Annotated in this window: 18 protein-coding genes and 1 pseudogene; 7 read left to right on the top strand and 12 right to left on the bottom strand. The window is 72.5% G+C overall.

The annotated features are described in order from the left end of the window. Positions 1-127: 127 nt before the first annotated feature. The 4 genes from AB0F04_RS27480 to AB0F04_RS27465 all read right to left on the bottom strand — a co-directional run bounded on the left by AB0F04_RS27480 (position 128) and on the right by AB0F04_RS27465 (position 4,090). Positions 128-1,051, bottom strand: coding sequence for a hypothetical protein (locus tag AB0F04_RS27480; protein ID WP_362045776.1), 924 nt, complete (start codon positions 1,049-1,051; stop codon positions 128-130). 110 nt (positions 1,052-1,161) lie between these two features. After that, positions 1,162-2,148, bottom strand: coding sequence for a BadF/BadG/BcrA/BcrD ATPase family protein (locus AB0F04_RS27475; RefSeq protein WP_362045773.1), 987 nt, complete (start codon positions 2,146-2,148; stop codon positions 1,162-1,164). Then, positions 2,145-2,822, bottom strand: a complete 678-nt coding sequence (locus AB0F04_RS27470; protein WP_362045770.1) for a uracil-DNA glycosylase — start codon at positions 2,820-2,822, stop codon at positions 2,145-2,147. The genes AB0F04_RS27475 and AB0F04_RS27470 overlap by 4 nt, the downstream gene beginning before the upstream one ends. A 110-nt stretch (positions 2,823-2,932) precedes the next feature. After that, positions 2,933-4,090, bottom strand: coding sequence for an exo-alpha-sialidase (locus tag AB0F04_RS27465; protein WP_362045767.1), 1,158 nt, complete (start codon positions 4,088-4,090; stop codon positions 2,933-2,935). A gap of 211 nt (positions 4,091-4,301) precedes the next feature. On the opposite strand from AB0F04_RS27465, the gene AB0F04_RS27460 reads away from it, so the two are divergent. Then, entirely contained in the window at positions 4,302-4,886 is a 585-nt protein-coding gene (locus tag AB0F04_RS27460) for a hypothetical protein (RefSeq protein ID WP_362045764.1), read from the top strand. A gap of 448 nt (positions 4,887-5,334) precedes the next feature. On the opposite strand, the gene AB0F04_RS27455 is transcribed toward AB0F04_RS27460, so the two are convergent. Further along, positions 5,335-7,359: a HEAT repeat domain-containing protein gene (locus AB0F04_RS27455; protein ID WP_362045761.1), complete on the bottom strand. Its 2,025-nt coding sequence runs from the start codon at positions 7,357-7,359 to the stop codon at positions 5,335-5,337. Between the two features lie 182 nt (positions 7,360-7,541). On the opposite strand from AB0F04_RS27455, the pseudogene AB0F04_RS27450 reads away from it, so the two are divergent. Further along, positions 7,542-7,820 (top strand): annotated as a pseudogene (locus AB0F04_RS27450) (PaaX family transcriptional regulator C-terminal domain-containing protein); the annotation flags it as partial. 77 nt (positions 7,821-7,897) lie between these two features. On the opposite strand, the gene AB0F04_RS27445 reads toward AB0F04_RS27450, so the two are convergent. Further along, complete coding sequence (locus AB0F04_RS27445) at positions 7,898-8,686, bottom strand: pectate lyase (protein ID WP_362045758.1); 789 nt, start codon at positions 8,684-8,686, stop codon at positions 7,898-7,900. 293 nt (positions 8,687-8,979) lie between these two features. Here AB0F04_RS27445 and AB0F04_RS27440 point away from each other — a divergent pair, with 293 nt between their 5' ends. Beyond that, positions 8,980-10,299 carry a PHB depolymerase family esterase gene (locus AB0F04_RS27440; protein WP_362046234.1) on the top strand — a complete coding sequence of 440 codons (1,320 nt, stop codon included), beginning with the start codon at positions 8,980-8,982 and terminating at the stop codon, positions 10,297-10,299. 93 nt (positions 10,300-10,392) lie between these two features. Here AB0F04_RS27440 and AB0F04_RS27435 read toward each other — a convergent pair whose 3' ends face one another. Then, complete coding sequence (locus AB0F04_RS27435) at positions 10,393-11,472, bottom strand: NADH:flavin oxidoreductase/NADH oxidase (RefSeq protein WP_362045755.1); 1,080 nt, start codon at positions 11,470-11,472, stop codon at positions 10,393-10,395. A 118-nt stretch (positions 11,473-11,590) separates the two neighbouring features. Between AB0F04_RS27435 and AB0F04_RS27430 the strand changes: the two genes are divergently transcribed. Then, on the top strand, positions 11,591-11,941 hold the full coding sequence (locus AB0F04_RS27430; RefSeq protein ID WP_362045752.1) for a helix-turn-helix domain-containing protein: 351 nt from the start codon (positions 11,591-11,593) through the stop codon (positions 11,939-11,941). 9 nt (positions 11,942-11,950) lie between these two features. On the opposite strand, the gene AB0F04_RS27425 is transcribed toward AB0F04_RS27430, so the two are convergent. Further along, the gene (locus AB0F04_RS27425; protein ID WP_362045749.1) at positions 11,951-13,294 is read right to left on the bottom strand and encodes an FAD-dependent oxidoreductase; all 1,344 of its coding nucleotides are present in this window, start codon (positions 13,292-13,294) and stop codon (positions 11,951-11,953) included. Between the two features lie 208 nt (positions 13,295-13,502). Here AB0F04_RS27425 and AB0F04_RS27420 point away from each other — a divergent pair, with 208 nt between their 5' ends. After that, entirely contained in the window at positions 13,503-13,961 is a 459-nt protein-coding gene (locus AB0F04_RS27420; RefSeq protein ID WP_362045746.1) for a DUF6214 family protein, read from the top strand. 260 nt (positions 13,962-14,221) lie between these two features. Then, entirely contained in the window at positions 14,222-14,644 is a 423-nt protein-coding gene (locus AB0F04_RS27415) for a DUF6234 family protein (RefSeq protein ID WP_362045743.1), read from the top strand. On the opposite strand, the gene AB0F04_RS27410 is transcribed toward AB0F04_RS27415, so the two are convergent. Further along, the gene (locus AB0F04_RS27410; protein WP_362045740.1) at positions 14,619-15,272 is read right to left on the bottom strand and encodes a DUF305 domain-containing protein; all 654 of its coding nucleotides are present in this window, start codon (positions 15,270-15,272) and stop codon (positions 14,619-14,621) included. The genes AB0F04_RS27415 and AB0F04_RS27410 overlap by 26 nt on opposite strands. 190 nt (positions 15,273-15,462) lie before the next feature. On the opposite strand from AB0F04_RS27410, the gene AB0F04_RS27405 reads away from it, so the two are divergent. Next, the gene (locus tag AB0F04_RS27405; RefSeq protein ID WP_362045737.1) at positions 15,463-16,965 is read left to right on the top strand and encodes a hypothetical protein; all 1,503 of its coding nucleotides are present in this window, start codon (positions 15,463-15,465) and stop codon (positions 16,963-16,965) included. Here AB0F04_RS27405 and AB0F04_RS27400 read toward each other — a convergent pair. The 3 genes from AB0F04_RS27400 to AB0F04_RS27390 form a co-directional block, all read right to left on the bottom strand. After that, a complete protein-coding gene (locus AB0F04_RS27400) occupies positions 16,953-17,639 on the bottom strand; it encodes a helix-turn-helix domain-containing protein (RefSeq protein WP_362045734.1) in 687 nt (228 codons plus the stop codon). The genes AB0F04_RS27405 and AB0F04_RS27400 overlap by 13 nt on opposite strands. Before the next feature lie 294 nt (positions 17,640-17,933). Further along, positions 17,934-18,641 carry a phosphatase PAP2 family protein gene (locus AB0F04_RS27395; protein WP_362045731.1) on the bottom strand — a complete coding sequence of 236 codons (708 nt, stop codon included), beginning with the start codon at positions 18,639-18,641 and terminating at the stop codon, positions 17,934-17,936. Between the two features lie 115 nt (positions 18,642-18,756). Beyond that, a complete protein-coding gene (locus tag AB0F04_RS27390) occupies positions 18,757-19,692 on the bottom strand; it encodes a M56 family metallopeptidase (protein ID WP_362045728.1) in 936 nt (311 codons plus the stop codon). Between the last annotated feature and the right edge of the window lie 81 nt (positions 19,693-19,773).

Here is a 19,773-nt window from a genome sequence, read left to right as displayed (position 1 = left end):
CCCGCTGCCGCCCCACGGCACCGGGGCCCGGCCTGTGACAGCCGATCCCCGCGCGGCATCCCGTAGAACGAGGAAGGCCCGCTCCCAACCGGAGCGGGCCTTCACGGTGTTGTGCGCGGCGCCGGCGTCAGCGCACGGGTGCGCTCTGCGCCTGCTGCGGCGCGATACCGAGCGCCGTCGTGTACTTGGCCAGGGCCAGCTTGCCGATCGCCGGGTACGGGCCGAGCGGCTCGGCGGCGGAGCATCCGGCCTCCCTCGCGGCCTCCTCGAGCAGGACCTGCTCGATCTCCGGGCCGATCAGGTACGGCGCGAGCGCCAGCTGCTGCGATCCCGAGGAGCGCAGCTGCTCGGCGACGGACGCGATGGAGCCCTCCCGGTCCAGCGCCGCGGCCATCACCGGAACGGCGAGACGCGCGGCGAGCAGCATGCCGGTGATGCCTGCGGCCTGCACGGCCTCGTCACCGCCCACCGAAGCGAGGATGATGCCGTCCGCGGCGGTCGCCACGGTGAACAGCCGGGCGCGGTCCGCACGGGCCAGACCGGCCTCGGAAAGCCGCACGTGCAGCGCCTCGGCGAGCAGCGGGTGCGGGCCGAGGACATCGGTCAGCTCGGCGGCGACCCGGCTCTCCATGAGGGCCTGGCGGACCTGGCGCAGCAGCGAACCGTCCGGGCCGGCGAGCAGCGGCACGACCACGGCGACGGGGCCGTCGGGCATCTTGACGTCCATGCCGGCGGCACGGGCCTGTTCGAAACGGGCGGTGCGCTCCTCGGCCGTGTGCACGAGGACGGCCTGCAGCGAGGGGAACTCGGCGTTGTCGCCGTCGAGGTAACCGATGCGGGCGTCGAGGCCGGGCAGCTCGGAGCGGGCGATGCTCACGACCTCTTCGGCGAGGCTGCGCGTGGTGTTACTGGGCGTCCCCGGCACGGCGAGGACGAGCGCGGGCGCGCCCTCGGGAGCAACCAGCGGCTCGGGACGGCGGTGCCGTCCGGGCTGGCGGGGGCGCGGCATTCGTACGGGCAGGCCATCCGCGGGCCCAGTGGGGGAACTCATGGCGCCGCATGTTACTGGCTTCCTGGGTTCCTCTGTTCGGGGAGGGTGCAGGTGAGCGGTATCCGTCCCGTTTTGTCTATTGACTTACGTACGGATCGGACGCGATCGGATCAATCACCCGAACGGATGGTCACGGACAGCATCCTCTCGTCTTCGGGCAGCGTGAGGGAACCGGTGCTCAGTTCGGCCGCGATGCGCACTGAGCCGTGCAGCGGATCTCCCTCGGCCGGTACCCGCCGCGCCCGTGGCAGCCGCCGGGACAGTTCTCGGTCCAGGGGTCCCAGCAGCGGGTCGCCCAGCTCGAACAGACCGCCGGTGACGGCGACGCACGCCTCGCCGCCGGAGGGGCACACGGCTGCCGCGGAGTCCGCGATGTGCCGGGCGGCGGTACGCAGGATGTCCGCGGCGACGGGATCCTCGTCCGCGCAGGCGGCCACGCGGGGTGCGAAGGAGGCGAGCACGGCGGGCCGGTCGGGGCGGGGGTACAGTGCGCCCGGCAGTCCCGCGATCGGCCCGAACTGCTCCTCGGCGCAGGCCAGCAGACGGGTCGAGCCGTCGTGGCGCCCGTCGTGGGCGCGCAGCGCGGCCTCGAGGCCGGCCCGGCCGATCCAGGCACCGCCCCCGCAGTCGCCGAGCAGATGCCCCCAGCCGTCCGCTCGCCGCCAGCCGGTCAGGTCGGTGCCTACCGCGACCAGCCCCGTACCGCCGGCGACCACGGCACCGGGGCGCGGCCCGAGCGCACCCACGTACGCGGTCACGGCATCGGCGGCCAGTGCGACCCGGCGCACCCCCCACTCCCGGGCCAGGGCACCGGGCAGTTCGGCGCGCAGCCCGTCCCCCAGGGAGGCCATCCCGGCCGCACCCACGGCGACGGTGGTCAGCGCCATCGCTCCCGCCTCCGCGGTCAGGGCGTGCACCAACGGCACGAGCTGCGCCATGAAGTGCTCGGGATCGATGCCCCGCTCGCCCGTGCGCACCGGTTCACCGGACACCCGGCGGGCCAGCGGTCCGCGCTCGGCGGTCCCGATCACGGCCCGGAGCCCGGAGCCGCCGGAGTCCACAGCGAGGAACCCGGAGCCTTCCGCCGCCCCGGTCACGGCAGGCGCCAGTCCACCGGTTGCCCGCCCTGACGGATCAGCAGGTCGTTGGCCCGGCTGAACGGGCGGGAGCCGAAGAAGCCCCGGTCGGCCGACATGGGGGAGGGATGGGCGGATTCGACCGAGGGCAGGTCTCCGAGGAGCGGGCGCAGATTGCGGGCGTCACGGCCCCACAGGATGGACACCAGCGGCTTGCCGCGCCCGGCCAGGGCTCGGATGGCCTGCTCCGTGACCTCCTCCCAGCCCTTGCCCCGGTGGGCGGCGGGCTTGCGCGGCGCGGTGGTCAGCGCCCTGTTGAGCAGCAGCACACCCTGCCGTGTCCACGGCGTGAGGTCGCCGTTGGAGGGCTGGGGGAGCCCCAGGTCGGCGTTCAGCTCGCGGTAGATGTTGATGAGGCTGCCGGGCAGCGGCCGCACGTCCGGCGCCACCGAGAACGACAGCCCCACCGCGTGCCCCGGGGTGGGGTACGGGTCCTGACCGACGATCAGGACGCGTACGTCGTCGAAGGGCTGTTGAAAGGCCCGCAGGACGTTCTGCCCGGCCGGGAGGTAGGTGCGTCCCGCGGCGATCTCCGCGCGGAGGAAGTCCCCCATCGCGGCGACGCGTTCGGCCACCGGTTCCAGGGCCTTCGCCCAGCCCGCCTCGACGATTTCATGCAAGGGTCGTGGTGCCACGGGCGCCACCCTACTGCCGTGCGGACAGCGGCGATCAACCGGTGGCCAACGCCTGTGTGCACCCTCGCCCCCGTCTGTTCCTCTGCTGCGTCCCCGTCCTGGCCGCCGGCTCAGCCGACGAGCGCGGCCCGCACGCACAGCACGTCCGGCAGGTGCGAGGCGAGCTGCTGCCAGCTGTCGCCGTCGTCGGCCGACGCGAACACCTCGCCGTTGCGGTTGCCGAAGTAGATGCCCGCGGGGTCGGCGTCGTCCGTGCACATCGCGTCGCGCAGCACCGTGCCGTAATGGTCCTCCTGGGGCAGTCCCGCCGAGAGGGGCTCCCAGCTCTTGCCCGCGTCCGTCGTCCGGTAGACCCGGCACCGGTGGTCGGCCGGGACCCGGTCGGCGTCGGCGTTGATCGGGAACACGTAGGCCGTGTCGCCCCGGTGCGGATGCGCCACGGCCGCGAAGCCGAACGTGGACGGCAGACCCTCGCCGATGTCCGTCCAGTGCGCGCCGGCGTCGTCGCTGCGGTACACGCCCCAGTGGTTCTGCAGGTACAGCCGGTCCGGGATGGCCGCGTCCCGCGCGACCTTGTGCACGCACTGGCCGAACTCCGGATTCGGGTCGGGCAGGAACACCGCGGACACCCCCGAGTTGGACGGTGCCCAGCTCGCGCCGCCGTCCAGGGTGCGGAACACGCCGGCGGTCGAGACGGCGACCGTCACCGCCTTCGGGTCGCGCCGGTCGGTGAGCACGGTGTGCAGTCCCTCACCGCCTCCGCCCGGGACCCACTTCGAGCGTGTGGGGTGCTCCCACAGGGGCCGGACCAGCTCGAACGTCTCCCCGCGGTCCTCCGAGCGGTACAGCGCGGCCGGCTCGGTGCCCGCGTAGACCACGTCGGGCTCGGCGGCTGCCGGGTGCAGCTGCCACACCCGCTCCAGGGACGCCCCAGTGTCCTTGGGGAACCTGACCGCCGGGCGGGCCGGTTCGGTCCAGGTCCGGCCGAGGTCGTCGGAGTGGAACACGGACGGGCCCCAGTGCGCGCTGTCGCCGCCGACCAGCAGCCGCGGGGTCCCGGCCCGGGTGTCGAGGGCCACCGAGTACACGGCCTGCGCGTTGAAGTACGGGCTCTCGTCGAACTCCCAGGCCCCGCCACCTCGCCGGCGCCCGATGAACAGGCCTTTGCGCGTGCCCACGGCGAGCAGTACCTCGGTCATGCCGATCACCTCCGCGGCGTCGTCGTTGACGCCCTCGTCCCGAACACCGGCCAGTCTGCACCCGGCCACTGACAGTCACCTCCGGAACGGGCTGCGGCCCAGGTCAGCGGGGTGTCGGCGAGGCGGACGCGGGGTTTGCGGGCCGCCCCGGCCGAGCGCTCGCCGGAGCGGGGGGCCGCGGAGATCGTCACGCCGGGTAGGTGCAGTGAGCATCCAGGGGCCGCCGTCCGTATGGGGAGAGCGGCGGGATGCTCGTGGGCTCGTGAGGAGGAGGCCTTCGATGGCGTTACGTGGTCCGAAGGTGTGGCTGTGGCGCTGGCGGCGCAATCCGCTCAAGCGCCGTGGCGACCGGGTGGAGGCCTGGGTCGTCCTGGGCGTGTGGATGCTCACCGTGTTCGTCGGGACGCTCGCCGGGACGACGGTGAGCCGTTCCGTCGAGGGCGGACTGGCCCGGGAACGCGCCGAGTGGCGCCCCCTGGTCGCACGGCTCGCCGAGCCCGCCCCCGGGGTGGCCTCCGACAACGGCCATGTGTCCCGCGCCGAGACGGTGTGGGCGACGGCACGGTGGACCGCCGCGGACGGGTCCGAGCACTCCGGCCAGCTGCGGGTCCCGGCGGGCAGTGCCGTCGGGGCCCCGGTCACCGTGTGGACCGACCCCGAGGGCCGCCAGGTCACCCGGCCCGTCACCGAGTCCCAGGCCCGTGTACGGGCCTGGCTGATCGGAGGCGCGGCAGGCCTCTGTGCCGCGGCCGTCCCCCTGGTCGCCGGCCGTGCCCTTCGCGGCCGCCTGGAGCGCCGCCGCATCGACCAGTGGGGCGCGGACTGGGCCCGCTTCGGGCCGATGTGGGGGCGCACGACGGGGTGAGCGACCGTGTCGACGCCCCGGTCCGGCCACCCCCGCCGCCGGCGATCCGCGTCGGCGGGCGTCGGCCCTTCCCACGGTCCGGCCGCCGCCAGACGTGGGGCCTTCCTGTGGTCCCGTCCGGCCGTCGGCAGGGGTGGGGCCTTCCTGTGGTCCGCTCCGGTCATCGCCAGGCGTGGAACCTCCCTGCGGTCCGCTCCGGTCACCGGCAGGCGTGGCCCTTTCTGCGGTCCGCTCCGGTCACCGGCAGGCGTGGCCCTTTCTGCGGTCCCCTCCGGTCACCGGCAGGCGTGGCCCTTTCTGCGGTCCCCTCCGGTCACCGGCAGGCGTGGCCCTTTCTGCGGTCCCCTGCGGCCGCCGCCAGACGTGGGACCTCCCTGCGGTCCCCCTCCGGCCGCCCGCAGGCGTGGCCCTACCTGCGGTCCCCTCCGGTCACCGGCAGGCACGGGCCCTACCGCTGCCCCGCCCCGGCCAGCGCCTGACCGCACACCCGGAGCAGCGCCAGGTCCTCTCGTATGCCGCTGCCTCCGACGTCGGTGCGATGCCGGAGGGGAGAGGCGAGTTCCGCTCGGAGCAGGTCGTGCAGCGGCGCTCCCGCCGGTCCCAGGGCCGAGACGCAGGCGGCGACCGTCGCGCGCGTGCGCGGATGCTCCCTCCACACCGAGCGGAGGACGGGGAGGAACCGTTCCGGCTCCCCTGTCGTCCGCCACACCGCGCAGGCGGCGGTGGCCCGGGCCCGTGCGTCACCGCGGTCGGCCAGTTCGCGCAGGCCGGGCAGGGCCGGGCGAGCGAGCGGGCCGAGCCGCCCCAGTACGGCCGCCGCGCGGCGTCGGCGGCCGCTCCCCGTCGTCGACGTGTCCGTCAACGCGCGGAGCAGCACGGGCAGTACGGCACGCGCGTCGCCCGTGATCGACCACAGCGCGTCCGCCGCAGCGACCGCGCAGTCGCTCTCCAGCAGCCCGCGCAGCTCCGGTACCGCCTCGCGCGCGGAGCCGCCGAACGCACCGAGGGCACGGACCGCCGCCTCCGCGACGGTGCCATGCCTCCGCAGGCCGTCCGGCATGCCGCGCAGCAGACGCAACACGGCGGGTAGGGAAGCGTCGTCGCCCAGTGCGGCGAGTGCCGACAGCAGGGGAACGGCTCGCTCGCAGGTGTCGGACGCGTCGAGCGGCACGCGCGCGAGCCGTCGCCGCAGCGCGGGGACGAGCGGTACGGCCGCGCGGCCCAGGTGGGGTACGGCCAGCGCCAGATCGTGCGGTACGACCGGACCCGCCAGCACTTCGGCCAGCACGGGCGTGGCCCGCTCGTCCCCCGTCCCGGCCAGTGCCTTGAGCGGGCCGCCCAGCGTCGGCGCGCCCCGCTCACCATAGCGTACACGCAGCTCGGGACGGCACGCCACCAACGCGTGGAGATGGTCGGCGGCGGGCGCGGCCAGCTCGGAAAGCTCCAGGAGGACCGTGACCGCCGCGTCGTGCAACCGGCCCTCCTCGGCCCCCAGTTGGTTGCCGATGAGGGCGACCGGCTCATCGTGCCCGGTGCGCCACTCACGGAAGAGCCCGGCCGACATCCACACGCCGTTGCACCGGTCGAGGGGATCCGGACTGGTCAACTGCCCGCACAGCAGGGAGACACGGTCGGCCACCCGGCTGCCGAGCGCGGAGTGCAGGGTTCGCAGCAGCCGGGAGCCCTCCTCGTCCGAGGGGCGCAGCCGCCGCAGCCGGACGGCGAGCGTGTCCGGACCGGGACCGTCGTCCGGGCGTGCCTCCCGGAGCCGCCTTGCCGATCTGTCCCTGAGCAGCCGGACGACGGTCGGTACGAGATCGGCGGGAAGCAGATCCGGGGCGCATTCCGCGAGCTGGCCCAGTGCGGCGAGCCGGAGGCCGGGGTCGTGAGGCGGCCCGCTCACATCGGTCAGCAGGCGCACCGCCTCGGCTGTGTGACCCTCGGCCGGGCGGTGGCGCCGCGCGAACACCCCGAGGCTCTCGGCGAGGGCGAGCAGGACACGGTCGTCGCGCTCCACGGTGATCCGCTCCCGCAACAGCGCGAGCACGCGCCCCGGTTGGTCCACGTACCGCACCAGCGCGCCCGGGACCACCCGGCGCACTGCGGCGTCCGGGTCCCCCGCGAGACGGACGAAGACGTCGGCACGCGCCCGCAGGGTGCTCCGCACCTCTGCCGCGCGGTCATCGCGGGCACCGGCGACGTCACCGGCGCTGACGAGGAACTCCACGACCTCCGCCCGGTCCCGGACTTCCTCGCGGCCGGCGAGCACGAGGAGAAGCGGGACACAGGCGAGCACCGAGTCCCGGATGCCGTCGTCCGGGTGGTGCAGGGCGTGGTACATCCCGTCGAGCGCGGTCAGTCGCTCGGCCGGGTCGGCGGAGGCCAGCCCCTGGACTAATCCGGGCACGTCCCCCGCGCTGCCGTACGCGTGGCGCAGCGAGGCCCGGTCGACCTCGTCCATCCCCCTGAACACGCTGTCCTCCCCCAGACGAACTGCCAACGACGGGGAGTCTGCACCACGGCACTGACAACGAAGTGGAATCGGGAGGTGACTGTGCGCGAACTGTGCGCTTGTTGGCTTGAGTTCGAGTCGGCCTCGCCCGGGCAGGCCCGCACCGAGGTGTCCGGCGCGCCCGGCCCCGGCGCCTCGGTCCCCGTCCCGACCGCCCCCCGGGCGAACTGGCCCAGATTCTGTGGCCGTTGGACTCCTGGTCCACCACGGCCCGGGCTCTGCTCGCGCACATCGCCGGCTCGCCCCGCCCAGCCGACCGTCTGACGGCCTTCGCCGCCGTCGTGCGGCACCTGCTCGCCGACCCCGTCCTGCTGCCCGTCCTCCTGCCCGCCGACTGGCCCGGCACCGAGCTGCGCGACGCCTGCACCGGCTACCAGCGGGAGCTGACGGGGGAGGTGCACGCCCGCATGCGGAGCACGTGAGGCGGGCGGCCGTGCGCAGCGCCCGCCGGGACACTGCGCACGGCCGCCTTCACCGTGGGGGGACCGTCCGCCTCGGACTACCTGTACGTGATGTCCGAGGAGGAGTACAGGCAGTTCCTGCTGTCGGGGCCGGACCCGACAGCGGTGTTGTTGTTGTACTTCTGGCAGGGGACGACCTTGCGGCCGGAGTCGTTGCGGATCGTGATGTTCCGCAGCGTCGCCACGTCGTTGCGGTTGACGTTGATGCCGACGAGCCGGGCGGTGGAGCCGGTGCCGGTCACGTCGACGGTGTTGAGGTTGACCTTGCGGGTGTACTGAGTGGAGCAGTCACCGCAGGAGCGGTACAGGGTCTTGAACTCCTGCACCGCGAAGTTGGAGATGGTCAGGGTGCCGCCGCCGTTGTGCTGGAAGACCTTGTCCGCCGCCTTCTTGGCCCCGCCGCCGATCACCTGGTAGGTGGCGCCGTTGCCGCCGCGGAAGGTGGCGGCGTCCTCGCCGACGTCCTCCCACCAGACGTTCTGCAGCGTGCAGCTGCCCTCGCAGTGGATGCCGTCGGCCGCGGGGGCGCCGAGGATGACGTTCTTCAGCACCGCGCCGTTGGCGAGCTTGAAGATCGGGTCCTGCCCCTCCTCCTGTCCGTCACCGGCCAGGGCACCGGTGCCGTAGTACCGCTTCATCCCGTAGTCCTTGGTGCCGGACACGGAGATGGTGGACGAAGTCCCCTGACTGCCGTTGGGGGCCGGCCAGGTGGCGGCGCTCGCAGCGGGCGCGTTGACAGTCATGATCATGCCAACCGAGAGGCCGAGTGCGGCCAGGGTGCCGGTCAGGGCGCGCTTGCGGGCGCGCGGACGTGTCGCAGAAGCCATGTCCCGAGTCCTTCTGTTGTGGGGGCAGAACACATACATGACTAGTGTTCATCCTGCGGTTCGCTGTACGGGCGGAGGCTGCTCCGTCTGCACGGGTGGGTCACATTGCTGAACGGAACGTAGAGTGCAAGCGCTTTCTAGTCAACGCCTCGCGCAGAGCGGATTCCGTCGGCGCTGGTCACGGCAAGGGCGCTGTGGGAGCGCTTCCATAGCAGCCATGTCCATGCCACCATGCCGGAACGGAAGCCTCCCACGACGGAAGGAACCCGGACGTGCCCGCCACCCCCCACCGCATGACGAGGAGACCCCTGCGGTCACTCCTCCTCGCGCTCGTCGCCGTGTTGCTGCCGTTGGTCGCGACCACCGCTCCGATCGCACCCGCGGCCGCCGCCGACGGGTCCACTCGTGCCTCCGCACGCGGGAGCGCCGTGCCCACCGCGGCCCTCACCGAGGTCACGAACTTCGGCTCCAACCCCAGCAACCTGCGCATGTACGTGTACGTGCCGGAGAGCGTGACCCCGAAGCCGGCGGTCGTGGTCGCCGTGCACTGGTGCACCGGTTCGGGCCCGGACATGTACAACGGGACCGAGTACGACACGCTCGCCGACCGGTACGGATTCATCGTGCTGTATCCGTCCGTCACCCGCAGCAGCAAGTGCTTCGACGTCTCCTCGCCCCAGGCCCTGCGCCGCGGAGGAGGCAGCGACCCCGTCGGCGTCAAGTCGATGATCGACTGGGTCACGCGCACGTACGACGCCGACACGAGCCGGGTGTTCGCCACCGGCATCTCCTCCGGCGCGATGATGACGAACGTCCTGCTCGGGGACTACCCGGACGTGTTCGCGGCGGGCGCCGCCTTCTCGGGCGTCCCGTTCGGCTGCTTCGCCACCGGCGACGGCTCCGAGTGGAACAGCGCCTGCTCGGGCGGCACCATCACCCGCACCGCGAAGGAGTGGGGCGACCTCGCCCGGGGTGCGTACCCCGGCTACACCGGCCCCCGGCCCCGCATGCAGATCTGGCACGGCACCGAGGACGACGTCCTGCGCTACCCCAACTTCGGCGAGCAGATCAAGCAGTGGACGAACGTGCAGGGCGTGAGCCAGACGCCCACCGGCACCGACACGCCCCAGCCCGGCTGGACCCGTACCCGCTACGGCGGCACGGGGGACCGGGCTCCCGTGGAGGCCATCAGCCTCCAGGGCGTCGGCCACAACCTGTACGCCCAGGGCATGGCGTCCCGCGTGCTCACCTTCTTCGGCCTGGACGGCTCCGGCCCCGCACCCCAACCCCAGCCGGGCGCCTGCCGGGTGACGACCTCGGTGAACGCCTGGAACACCGGCCTGACCGCCTCCGTGACCCTCACCAACACCGGCACGACGACCGTCAACGGCTGGAAACTCGGCTTCACGCTGCCCGCCGGGCAGACGGTCACGGGCGGCTGGGGTGCCACGTACGCGCCCTCGTCCGGGCCGGTCACCGCCACCAACGTCTCGTACAACGGCACCATCGCGCCGGGCGCGAGCGTGAGCTTCGGCTACCAGGCCTCTCACGCCGGCAACAGCGCCGCTCCGGCTGGCTTCACGCTCAACGGGACGGCGTGCGCGAGCGGTTGACGTACGTCGACGGGTGCCGGACGGAGGGCCGGATCCAGCCGGAGCGGCCGAGTGGGAGCGGCCGGGTCGAATCGGCGGCGCCAGGCCGGCCGGTCAGACCGACCGGTGGTACTGGTCCGGCACCCGCACCTCGCCGCCGAGCTCCCGCGCGGCGTGCCGCGCCCACGACGGGTTGCGCAGGAGCTCGCGGCCCAGCAGGACCGCGTCCGCCTCGCCGTTGGCCAGGATCTTCTCGGCCTGCTCCACATCGGTGATGAGCCCGACCGCGGCGACCGGCAGGGCCGTCTCCTTCTTCACCCGGGCGGCGAAGGGCACCTGGTAGCCGGGACCGGTGGGGATGCGGACACCGGAGGCGTTGCCGCCGGTGGAGACGTCCAGCAGGTCGATGCCGTGGGCCCGCAGGTCGTCGGCGAAGCGCACCGTGTCGTCCGCGGTCCAGCCGCCGTCCTCGAGCCATTCGGTCGCCGAGATGCGGAAGAACAGCGGCTTGTCGTCCGGCCAGACCTCCCGTACGGCGTCGACGGCTTCGAGGGCGAAGCGGGTGCGGTTCTCGTACGAGCCGCCGTAGGCGTCGGTGCGGTGGTTGGAGTGCGGGGAGAGGAACTCGTTGATCAGGTAGCCGTGGGCGCCGTGGATCTCGGCGACCTCGAAGCCGGCGGCGAGCGCACGGCGGGCCGCGGCGGAGAACTGCCCGACGATCTCCTTGATCTGATCGACGGTCAGCTCGGCCGGGACCGGATGCCCGTGGGCGAAGGCGAGCGGGCTCGGGGCGACCGGGTCCCAGCCATGGGCGTCGGGGCCGACCGGCGCGCCGCCCTTCCATGGGCGGTCCGTCGAGGCCTTGCGCCCGGCGTGGGCGAGCTGGATCGCGGGGACCGTGCCCTGCGCGCCGAGGAAGCGGGTGATGCGGCGGAACGCCTCGACCTGTGTGTCGTTCCAGATGCCCAGGTCGTAGGGGGAGATACGGCCCTGCGGGGACACTGCGGTCGCCTCGACGATGATCAGTCCCGTGCCGCCGGTGGCGCGGGCGGCGTAGTGCGCGAAGTGCCAGTCGGTGGGGGCCCCGGCCTCCGGGCCCTGCGGCGCCGCCGAGTACTGGCACATCGGGGGCATCCACACGCGGTTGGGGATCGTCAGCTCGCGCAGGGTGCAGGGCTCGAAGAGCGCGGTCACGGCGGACTCCATTCGTCGGGGGGGCCGATGTCGACTCGTACGATAGGCATCGTAGTACGGTGGATGTCAAACTACGAGGGTCCTCGTACTATGGAGTCCCCGAGGAAGTGGAGCCGCCGTGTCGTCGCCCGCCGTCAGCAACCGTGACCTGCCGCATCCCGCCTCTGACGAGATCCGGCTGGAGGGGGTGCTGCACGCGCTCTCGGATCCGATGCGGCTGCGGATCGTGCGTGAACTCGCCGGTGTGACGGGGGAGTTGTCCTGTTCGGACTTCGAGCTGCCCGTCACCAAGTCGACCACCACGCACCACTTCCGGGTGCTGCGGGAGAGCGGGGTGATCCGGCAGGTGTACCGGGGGACGGCCAAGATGAACGGGCTGCGGCGTGACGAGCTGGACGCGTTGTTCCCGGGGCTCATGGCCGCGCTGCTCGATGCGGCCGCCCGGCAGCACGCCCGCCCGGGCGGCTGACGCGCGCCTTCAGCGAATCCCGGCCCGAGCGGCTTCCAGGAGCGACTGCCGGTCGGGGAGTTTCACCACGCCTCTGCCCAGCGACGCGCCCAGGGCCGCCTCCGCCCGTTCGATGGACAGCCAGCCCGCCCACTCCACCGGATCGACACCCTCCGTGCGCAGCACCGGCAGGGGGTCGGCGGGGACCGTCTTCGCGGCGAGGGCGGGGGCGTCCTCGAGGAGGGACGTCGCCGTCTCCTTCGCGCAGGGGCGGTTCGTGCCGATGACGCCGGTGGGGCCGCGCTTGATCCAGCCCGCCACGTACTCGCCCGGGGCGACGGCCCCCTCGCGCAGGACGCGGCCGGACAGGTTCGGCACGGTTCCGGTGACCGGGTCGAAGGGAAGGTCCTCCAAGGGGACTCCGCGGTAGCCCACCGAGCGCAGGACCAGCTGTCCCTCGATGACCTCATGCCGGCCCGTGCCCGTCACGCCGCCATGACCGTCCGGGGCCGTGCGCTCGAACCGCGCGGCGCCCACGTGGCCCCGCTCGGCGATGAGTTCGGCCGGGCGGAGGAAGAACCGGAGGTGGATGCGGCGTGGCGCGCCCTTCGGAGGTGTCCGCGCCCAGCCGCGCAGCACCTCCACGTTGCGGCGCTGGGGGGCGGGCAGTGCGGACGGGTCCGTGTACCCGGGGTCCAGGGCCAGCTCCGCCGGGTCCACCACGACGTCGGTCTCCGGCAGGGTGCCCAGTTCGCGCAGTTCCTTGGTGGTGAACCGGGCCTGGGACGGTCCGCGCCGGCCCACCATGTGGATCTCGGTCACCCGGCTGTCCACGAGGGTGGTCAGGGCCGCCTGGGGCATGTCGGTCGGGGTGAGCTCGGCCGGGCCCCGGGCCAGCATCCGCGTGACGTCCACGGCGACGTTGCCCACGCCGACGACCACGGCAGACCGGGTGTCCCGCAGGAAACCGGCGTCCACGGCGTCCGGGTGGGCGCTGTACCAGGCGACGAACTGCGTGGCCGACCAGCTCCCCGGCAGGTCCTCCCCGGGGATGCCCAGACGGCGGTCGGTGGCGGCGCCCAGGCAGTACACCACCGCGTGGTAGAGCTGCCGCAGCCGCGGGACGGTCACTCCGCCGGGCCCGGCCTGCACGCCGCCGAGGAAGCGGACCCGGTCGTGCTCGAGGACGGCGCGCAGGTTGTTCTGCAGCGACTTGATCTTCTCGTGGTCGGGTGCCACGCCGTAGCGGACGAGGCCGTAGGGGCACGGCAGCCGGTCCAGGACGTCGACGCGCACGTCGGAGTCCAGCTGGACGAGGCTCTGGGCGGTGTAGCACCCGCTCGGCCCGGAGCCTACGACGGCGACTCGCAGCACGGCGGAACTCCTCACCCGGAAAACCGACGGATCTCAGGAGAACGCTGACCTCTCCAGCATCGCACCGGTGGGGCTCCGCTGACAGGGTGCTGTGCTCCACCCGCGGCGCGTGTCCGATCTGTAGGGAATGTGATCATGCGGTTACGTTCGGCCTGTGCTGAATGCATCCTTTCTGAATCTTTCTGATCGCTCTCCGGCGGACGGTGCGGTGTCCGTGCGCCCCGCGTGGGAAGTGCGGGAGAACGAGGGCACCACGCGGTGGTTCGAGTTCCGCCTGGTGTTCGGGGACGGCGCCCGGATCGATGCGCTGGCCGTCGTGGGCGGCGGATGCGTCTGTGTCGAGGAAGTGCGCGCCCAGCCCGCCCTGTCCCTCGACGACCTGGCCGTGCTCGCCGACTGGGTCGAGGACTCGGTGGCCGAGGCGTGCGAGCCCGGAGCCGGGCCCGACGCCCGCGGGGGCCAGGGGAGGCGTGCCAGGCCGGCGTGGCCGCGTGGGCAGGAAGGGAGTCAGCTGGTGGCGCGGGAGTACCGCGCGGCCCAGCGCGAGGGTGCCGACCCGGTCCTCGCCGTGATGGGCGCGACCGGCCACAGCCGTCGCGCCTCCCTCCGCCTGATCGGCCAGGCCCGCGACGCGGGCCTGCTGTCACCGCGCCGCGCCCGGCGCTGAACGGACGCGGGAGCCTGCGCCTCGGGTACGGGCGGGGTGACGCTGAGATTCGAGGGCGAGGGCCCGCAGGGCACTCGGCCCGGCCACGACTCGGTCTCGGCCTGGTGAACCCTGATCCACCGGGAGGCGTCACGTACGAGTATGTGACCGTGCGCTTCGAGCGGAGTACGCGTCTACCGCGCTTGCCGGGAGGGTCCCGCCCCGGGCAGCCTTCGGACGTGCGAGGTGATGGGTTCGCAGGTGGTTGCATCAGCCTGATCGTGCTGCTCATCGAGATCCCGGTCGCTCTTCTGCTGGGGGTGGCGTCGGTCCTCCGTGAAGGGGGCCGTGCGGACGAGCAAACCGTGGCACGCCCGATGGACTGGGTTCCGGTCCTCTGGTTCGGCGGGTTCACCTTGGGTGTGCTCGTGATCGCTGTGATCTTCCTGTGCTCGGCCCATCCGTTCGCGGGTGCGGTCCAACTCCTCTTGGCCGCCGTCGCCCTGTTCTTCACGATCCATGCCTGGCACGACCAGTACGAGGGTGCTCACCCGGCTCCCCCGCCGGCGAGGGCCTGGATGCCGCACGCACCTTCGGACCACATGGCCTGCTGGCAGGACCACAACGGCGGATCCCGCGAACCGTCGCAGTCAGTCGCCGGCGACCATGGCCGACAACTCAGAGCATGTTCCGCATCCGAGTGATCTCACTCGTCTGCTGTGCGATCACCTCGTCGGCCATCTCCTCCACGCGGATGTTGTTGCCCTGCCCCTTCACGTCCGTGGCCATGGTGATCGCGCCCTGGTGATGGGTCGTCATCAGGGTCAGGAAGAGGTGGTCGAACGCCTGCCCGTCGGCGGTGCGGAGCTTCTTCAGCTGAGCCGGGGTCGCCATGCCGGGCATCGCGGCGTGCTCGTGCCGCTCGGCCTTCAGTGGCTTGCCGTACGACTTCAGCCAGCCCTTCATCGCCTCGATCTCGGGCTTCTGGCCGGCCGCGATGCGTTCGGCGATCCGCTGCACGGCCTTCGACTCGGCGCGCTCGGGGACGAGTTCGGTCATCACCAGGGCCTGGGCGTGATGCTCGATCATCATGCGGACGTAGGAGACGTCGGCCGAGTTGGGGGAGTCGTTCTCCGAGCGCCGTTCGGTGGCCTCCTCGGCGGACAGGGTGCGGTTCGCCTCGCCGGGCTCACCCGGCGCGATCACGGCGGGCCCGTCCGCGGCGGCCGGCTTCCGGTCCGGACCGGAGTCACAGCCTCCGGTCGCGAGCACGGCCAGGACGGCCAGCCCCGTCGCGACGGCGGACACCCGGGACGCACGGCGGAACAGCACAACGACCTCCTGTGGCAGACGTGTTGGAGAGCACCTCGGGTTGCGGACGACGTACTGGCACGCTTCCGCGGGTCATTGATCGGAGAACTTCATTGCGATTCTGTTGCCCCCTGTTGGTATGAGCATGACGAAGACGATACTGCGTGGTGCGTGAACCGTTCCGCAGCGAACGGAACCAGGGAGGAAAACAGTGATCCTGTTGAACGACCGCAGAACACGCCGTAGACGTCTGGGAGTTGTGGCAGCCGCCGGTGGACTGCTCGCCGCGCTCCTCACCGTCTCGCCGGCAGGGGCCACCCCCGACCCGGGGGACGCGCCGCCCGCACCGAAGAAGGTGTCCAAGAGCGCCCAGGCCGAGGTCCGAGAGGCCATCGAGAGCGGCGAGATACCCGGCCAGGACGAGATCGTCCACTCCGACAACATCAAGCACGTGGCCCACGTCCCCAAGGACGTGCTGAAGGGCACGAACTCGGACCTCGCCTTCCAGGGCAGGTACGCGTTCGCGGGCAACTACGACGGCTTCCGCATCTTCGACATCAGCAACCCCAAGGCGCCGAAGACCATCGCCCAGGTGCTCTGCCCCGGCTCGCAGAACGACATCTCCGTCTCCGGCGACCTGCTGTTCCTGTCCACCGACTCCTCGCGCAGTGACAGCAGTTGCTCCAGCACCACCCAGCCGGCGACCGAGAAGTCCTCGTGGGAGGGCATGAAGGTCTTCGACATCAGCGACAAGCGCAATCCGAGGTACGTCGCGGCCGTCGAGACCGCCTGCGGCTCGCACACCCACACGCTGGTGCCCGAGCGCCGCAACGTCTACGTGTACGTCTCCTCGTACTCCCCGAACGCCGCCTACCCCGACTGCCGGCCGCCGCACGACGGCATCTCCGTCATCAAGGTGCCGCGCACGGCGCCCGAGAAGGCGAAGGTCGTGGGCTTCCCCGTGCTGTTCCCGGGTGAGGGTCCGGACGGCGGCGGCAACCCGGGCGGGCCCACCAACCCGGGCGTGTCCAAGACCACCGGCTGTCACGACATCACCGTGCTGCCTTCGAAGGACCTGGCCGCGGGCGCCTGCATGGGCGACGGCATCCTGTTCTCCATCGAGGACCCGGAACGCCCGAAGGTCATCGACCGCGTGCAGGACAACGTGAACTTCGCGTTCTGGCACTCGGCGACCTTCAACCAGAAGGCGAACAAGGTCGTCTACACCGACGAGCTGGGCGGCGGCGGCGCGGCCACCTGCAACGCGGAGGTCGGCCCGGACCGCGGTGCCGACGGCATCTACGACATCGTCGGCAAGGGCGACCAGCGCAAACTCGTCTTCCGCAGCTACTTCAAGATCCCCCGCCACCAGGCCGCCACCGAGAACTGCGTCGCCCACAACGGCTCGCTCATCCCGGTCAAGGGCAAGGACATCATGGTCCAGGCCTGGTACCAGGGCGGCGTCTCCGTCTGGGACTTCACCGACTCGGCGAAACCCAAGGAGATCGCCTACTTCGACCGCGGCCCGCTGACCACCGACGCGATCAAGTCGGGCGGCTCGTGGTCGGCGTACTACTACAACGGCCACATCTACTCCAACGAGTACGCCCGGGGCTTCGACGTCCTGAAGATCGACGACCGGCGCACCGACCCGGCCCGCCGGGTCCATGTGCGTGAGCTCAACGTCCAGACGCAGCCGGACTACTTCGACTGATCCCGAGGGCCGCACTCCGGTGCGGCTCCGGTCGCGAAGAAACGCGACAGATCCTCGCCGCCCCTCCCGCCGCAGGCTCCGTTCTCCGGCGGGAGGCCCAGCTCCCGGTCGAGCCGGTAGCGCTTGAACAGCTCGGCCCGCAGCACCGGCACAGGCATCGGAGCCCCCGGCACCAGAGCCGCGTACACGGCGCCCATCAGCAGGGCGCGCAACATCGGGTAGTCGCTTGCGACGTCCGACGACCCGTGCCGGGCCATGGTGTCCCGGAGCAGCTCGGCGAGCCGCCGCTGCTCCGGGCACTGCATGAACCCCTCGGCCTGCAGGATCCCCGCCATGTGCTGGCGCATCAGCACGGGCCGGTCCCTGGCCAGGCCCAGGATCGCGTCGATGGCCCGGGCCATCCGCTCCCGGCCGTCCTCGGAGCGCGGCTCGCGCTCCAGCGCCTCCTCCAGCGTGCGGTGCATCAGCCGGTGCACCGCGGACTGCACCAGCTGCCGCTTGCCGGGGAAGTAGTACGACACCAGGCCGCGGGCCGAACCCGCCCGGTCGGCGATGTCGCCGAGTGTGGTCGCGTCGTAGCCTCGCTCGCTCACCAGCTCGACCGCTGCCTGCAGGAGCCGCTCACGGGAACGCCGCCGCAACTCTTCGTTCACCGAGGCGCTACGCGGAGACATGCTGCAACTCCTGTGTTGACTGGCTGCCAGCCAACTATACTCAGAGGGGTCCGGCCACGACCTGCCAGGTCCTGGCCGGTGATGCCGTCTGCCTCGGGCGACGCGGGGGATCGTCCGAGGCGGACGAGCACTCGCCCCAGTAGTGGCCTCGGGCTACCTTCCGGTGCCGGGGGCGCACCCGCGCCCTTCCCCGGACGACGAGCCGGCCCGGCTCGCCGGATCCTCGGCAACTGCCCAGCGCCTCGGCGGTGACCGGGGGACGGGGACGGTGCGGCCCAGCGCCGTGCGGCGGTCCTACGACGTCGCGTCGTGCGGCGGGGGGAGATCCCGGGCCGAGGGCTGCCAGCGTCGGTGTACCCACACCGCGAGGGCCACCACCGTTATGCCCAGCAGCCAGCCGCCCATCACGTCCGACGGCCAGTGGACGCCGAGCCAGATCCGCGTGAGTCCGACCCCGATCACGGAGACGACGGCCACCGCCACGGCGGTACCCCACACAACCCGGCCGACGCCGTGCCGGTGCAGCAGCCACAGCAACAGGCCGCAGACCACGGTGGCGGTCATGGCGTGGCCCGAGGGGAACGCCGAGTAGTGGGCGGAGTCGACGGGGTCGGGCCAGACCGGGCGGGGACGGTCCACCGCCGCCTTGATGCCCTGCTGCAGGACGGTGCCCAGTGCTACGGCCACCGCCAGCCACACCGCCGTCCAGCGGGCCGCCCACCGCACCACCAGCCACACCACGACGGCGGCGCACAGCAGACGCATCGTCCACGGGTCCCACACCCAGTCCGTGAGGATGCGGCACGTCTGGGTGAGGACCGGTTCGTCGACCGCCCAGCGGTGGGTGGTGCCGGAGATGTCCCCGTCCACGCCGATCAACGGGCTCCATCTGGCCGCGACGAGGACCAGCAGCAGCGCCGAGCACAGGGCCAGGGCGCCGGCGAGACCGGCGGTGGTGCGGTGTTCCGGGCGGGGCGGGGAATCGACGGACGAGGTGTGCATACGCCGATCCTCGCCGAACCGGGGGGTCCGGATCCAGTACGGGGATGATCTTCCGTCACCGGGGCGACGTGCTTCGGTCATGCCGTGTCCTCCGCGGGGTGTCCGGGGCCCTCCGCTACCCCAGTGCCCGCAATCCCGGCATGAACGCCAGCAGCACCGGCACCACCGGGACCAGCGCGGCCGTCGCCGTCAGCCGCAGGCGCCGGGCCGCCGTCAGCCGGTCCGGGGGAGTGAGCAACCGGTTCACCCGGGCCGGAACATGGGCCTGCGGGGTCGGGCACGGCCCGAACACGCCGCGGTGCTCGTTCAGTTCGACCAGTGCCAGGGCCGTGGTCAGCCGGCCGAAGCGGCGCGATGCCGTGTCGTCGGCGGCGAGTTCCACCAGACGGTGCATCTCGTCGCGGAACGCGGCGAACACCGGCACCTGCGGAAATCCGCCGGCCAGCGCCGAGGAGCAGTTGAGCAGCCAGTCGTGCCGGGCCCGTGCGTGACCCTGCTCGTGAGCCAGCACGGCGTCCAGTTGCCGGCCTTTCAGCCGGCGCAACGCGGCCGTGGTCACGACCAGTTGAGGGGGAGTGCCCGGCTGCCACCAGGCATCCGGCCGCTCGCTCTCCAGGACGACCAGCCGGCCCGAGACGGCCACCTCGCCCGGCAGCAGCGGAGCCCGGACCAGCAGATCGGCGCGCCGACGGCGACGCCGCGCACGGGCGCGGCCGATCTCACGCAGCAGCATCGCCGCGCTCCACAGCCCGCCACCGGCCAGGGCGACCGCCGTGGTCGCCGCCCAGGGGCCCGCGGTGCCCAGGGCGTAGGCCTCGACGACCGCGCGCGGGGCCGTGGCGAAGAGGTGCCCGCCGACCGCGTGCCAGGCCGCGGCCGCGCTGAGCGTCATCGACAGCGCGCAGCACACGAGGACGGCCGCCACCACGCACTGCCACACCCACAGCGCCACCACCGGCTCACGGTCCGGCCAGTCCGCCCGGGCGAGCAGCCGGGGGGCGGCCACGGCGGTGAGGGCGCCGAGCAGCAGCAGCGCGGCGGTGAGCATCATGGGGGCAGCCTATGAGCGCCGCCCCGCTCAGGGGTACGACTTGCGACGCCAAAGTGACGCAGACAACGGATCCGTTGGGGC

It is taken from the genome of Streptomyces sp. NPDC029041 (assembly GCF_040637515.1).
Lineage (GTDB): Bacteria > Actinomycetota > Actinomycetes > Streptomycetales > Streptomycetaceae > Streptomyces.
The sequence above is the reverse complement of the archived record's forward strand: the minus strand, read 5'-3'. Positions and strand labels throughout refer to the sequence as shown.

Coding starts and splice junctions, on each gene's coding strand:
- AB0F04_RS27390 (WP_362045728.1), bottom strand. CDS start 19,692: ATGATGCTCACCGCCGCGCTGCTGCTGCTCGGCGCCCTCACCGCCGTG.
- AB0F04_RS27395 (WP_362045731.1), bottom strand. CDS start 18,641: ATGCACACCTCGTCCGTCGATTCCCCGCCCCGCCCGGAACACCGCACC.
- AB0F04_RS27400 (WP_362045734.1), bottom strand. CDS start 17,639: ATGTCTCCGCGTAGCGCCTCGGTGAACGAAGAGTTGCGGCGGCGTTCC.
- AB0F04_RS27460 (WP_362045764.1), top strand. CDS start 4,302: ATGGCGTTACGTGGTCCGAAGGTGTGGCTGTGGCGCTGGCGGCGCAAT.
- AB0F04_RS27480 (WP_362045776.1), bottom strand. CDS start 1,051: ATGAGTTCCCCCACTGGGCCCGCGGATGGCCTGCCCGTACGAATGCCG.
- AB0F04_RS27440 (WP_362046234.1), top strand. CDS start 8,980: ATGACGAGGAGACCCCTGCGGTCACTCCTCCTCGCGCTCGTCGCCGTG.
- AB0F04_RS27445 (WP_362045758.1), bottom strand. CDS start 8,686: ATGGCTTCTGCGACACGTCCGCGCGCCCGCAAGCGCGCCCTGACCGGC.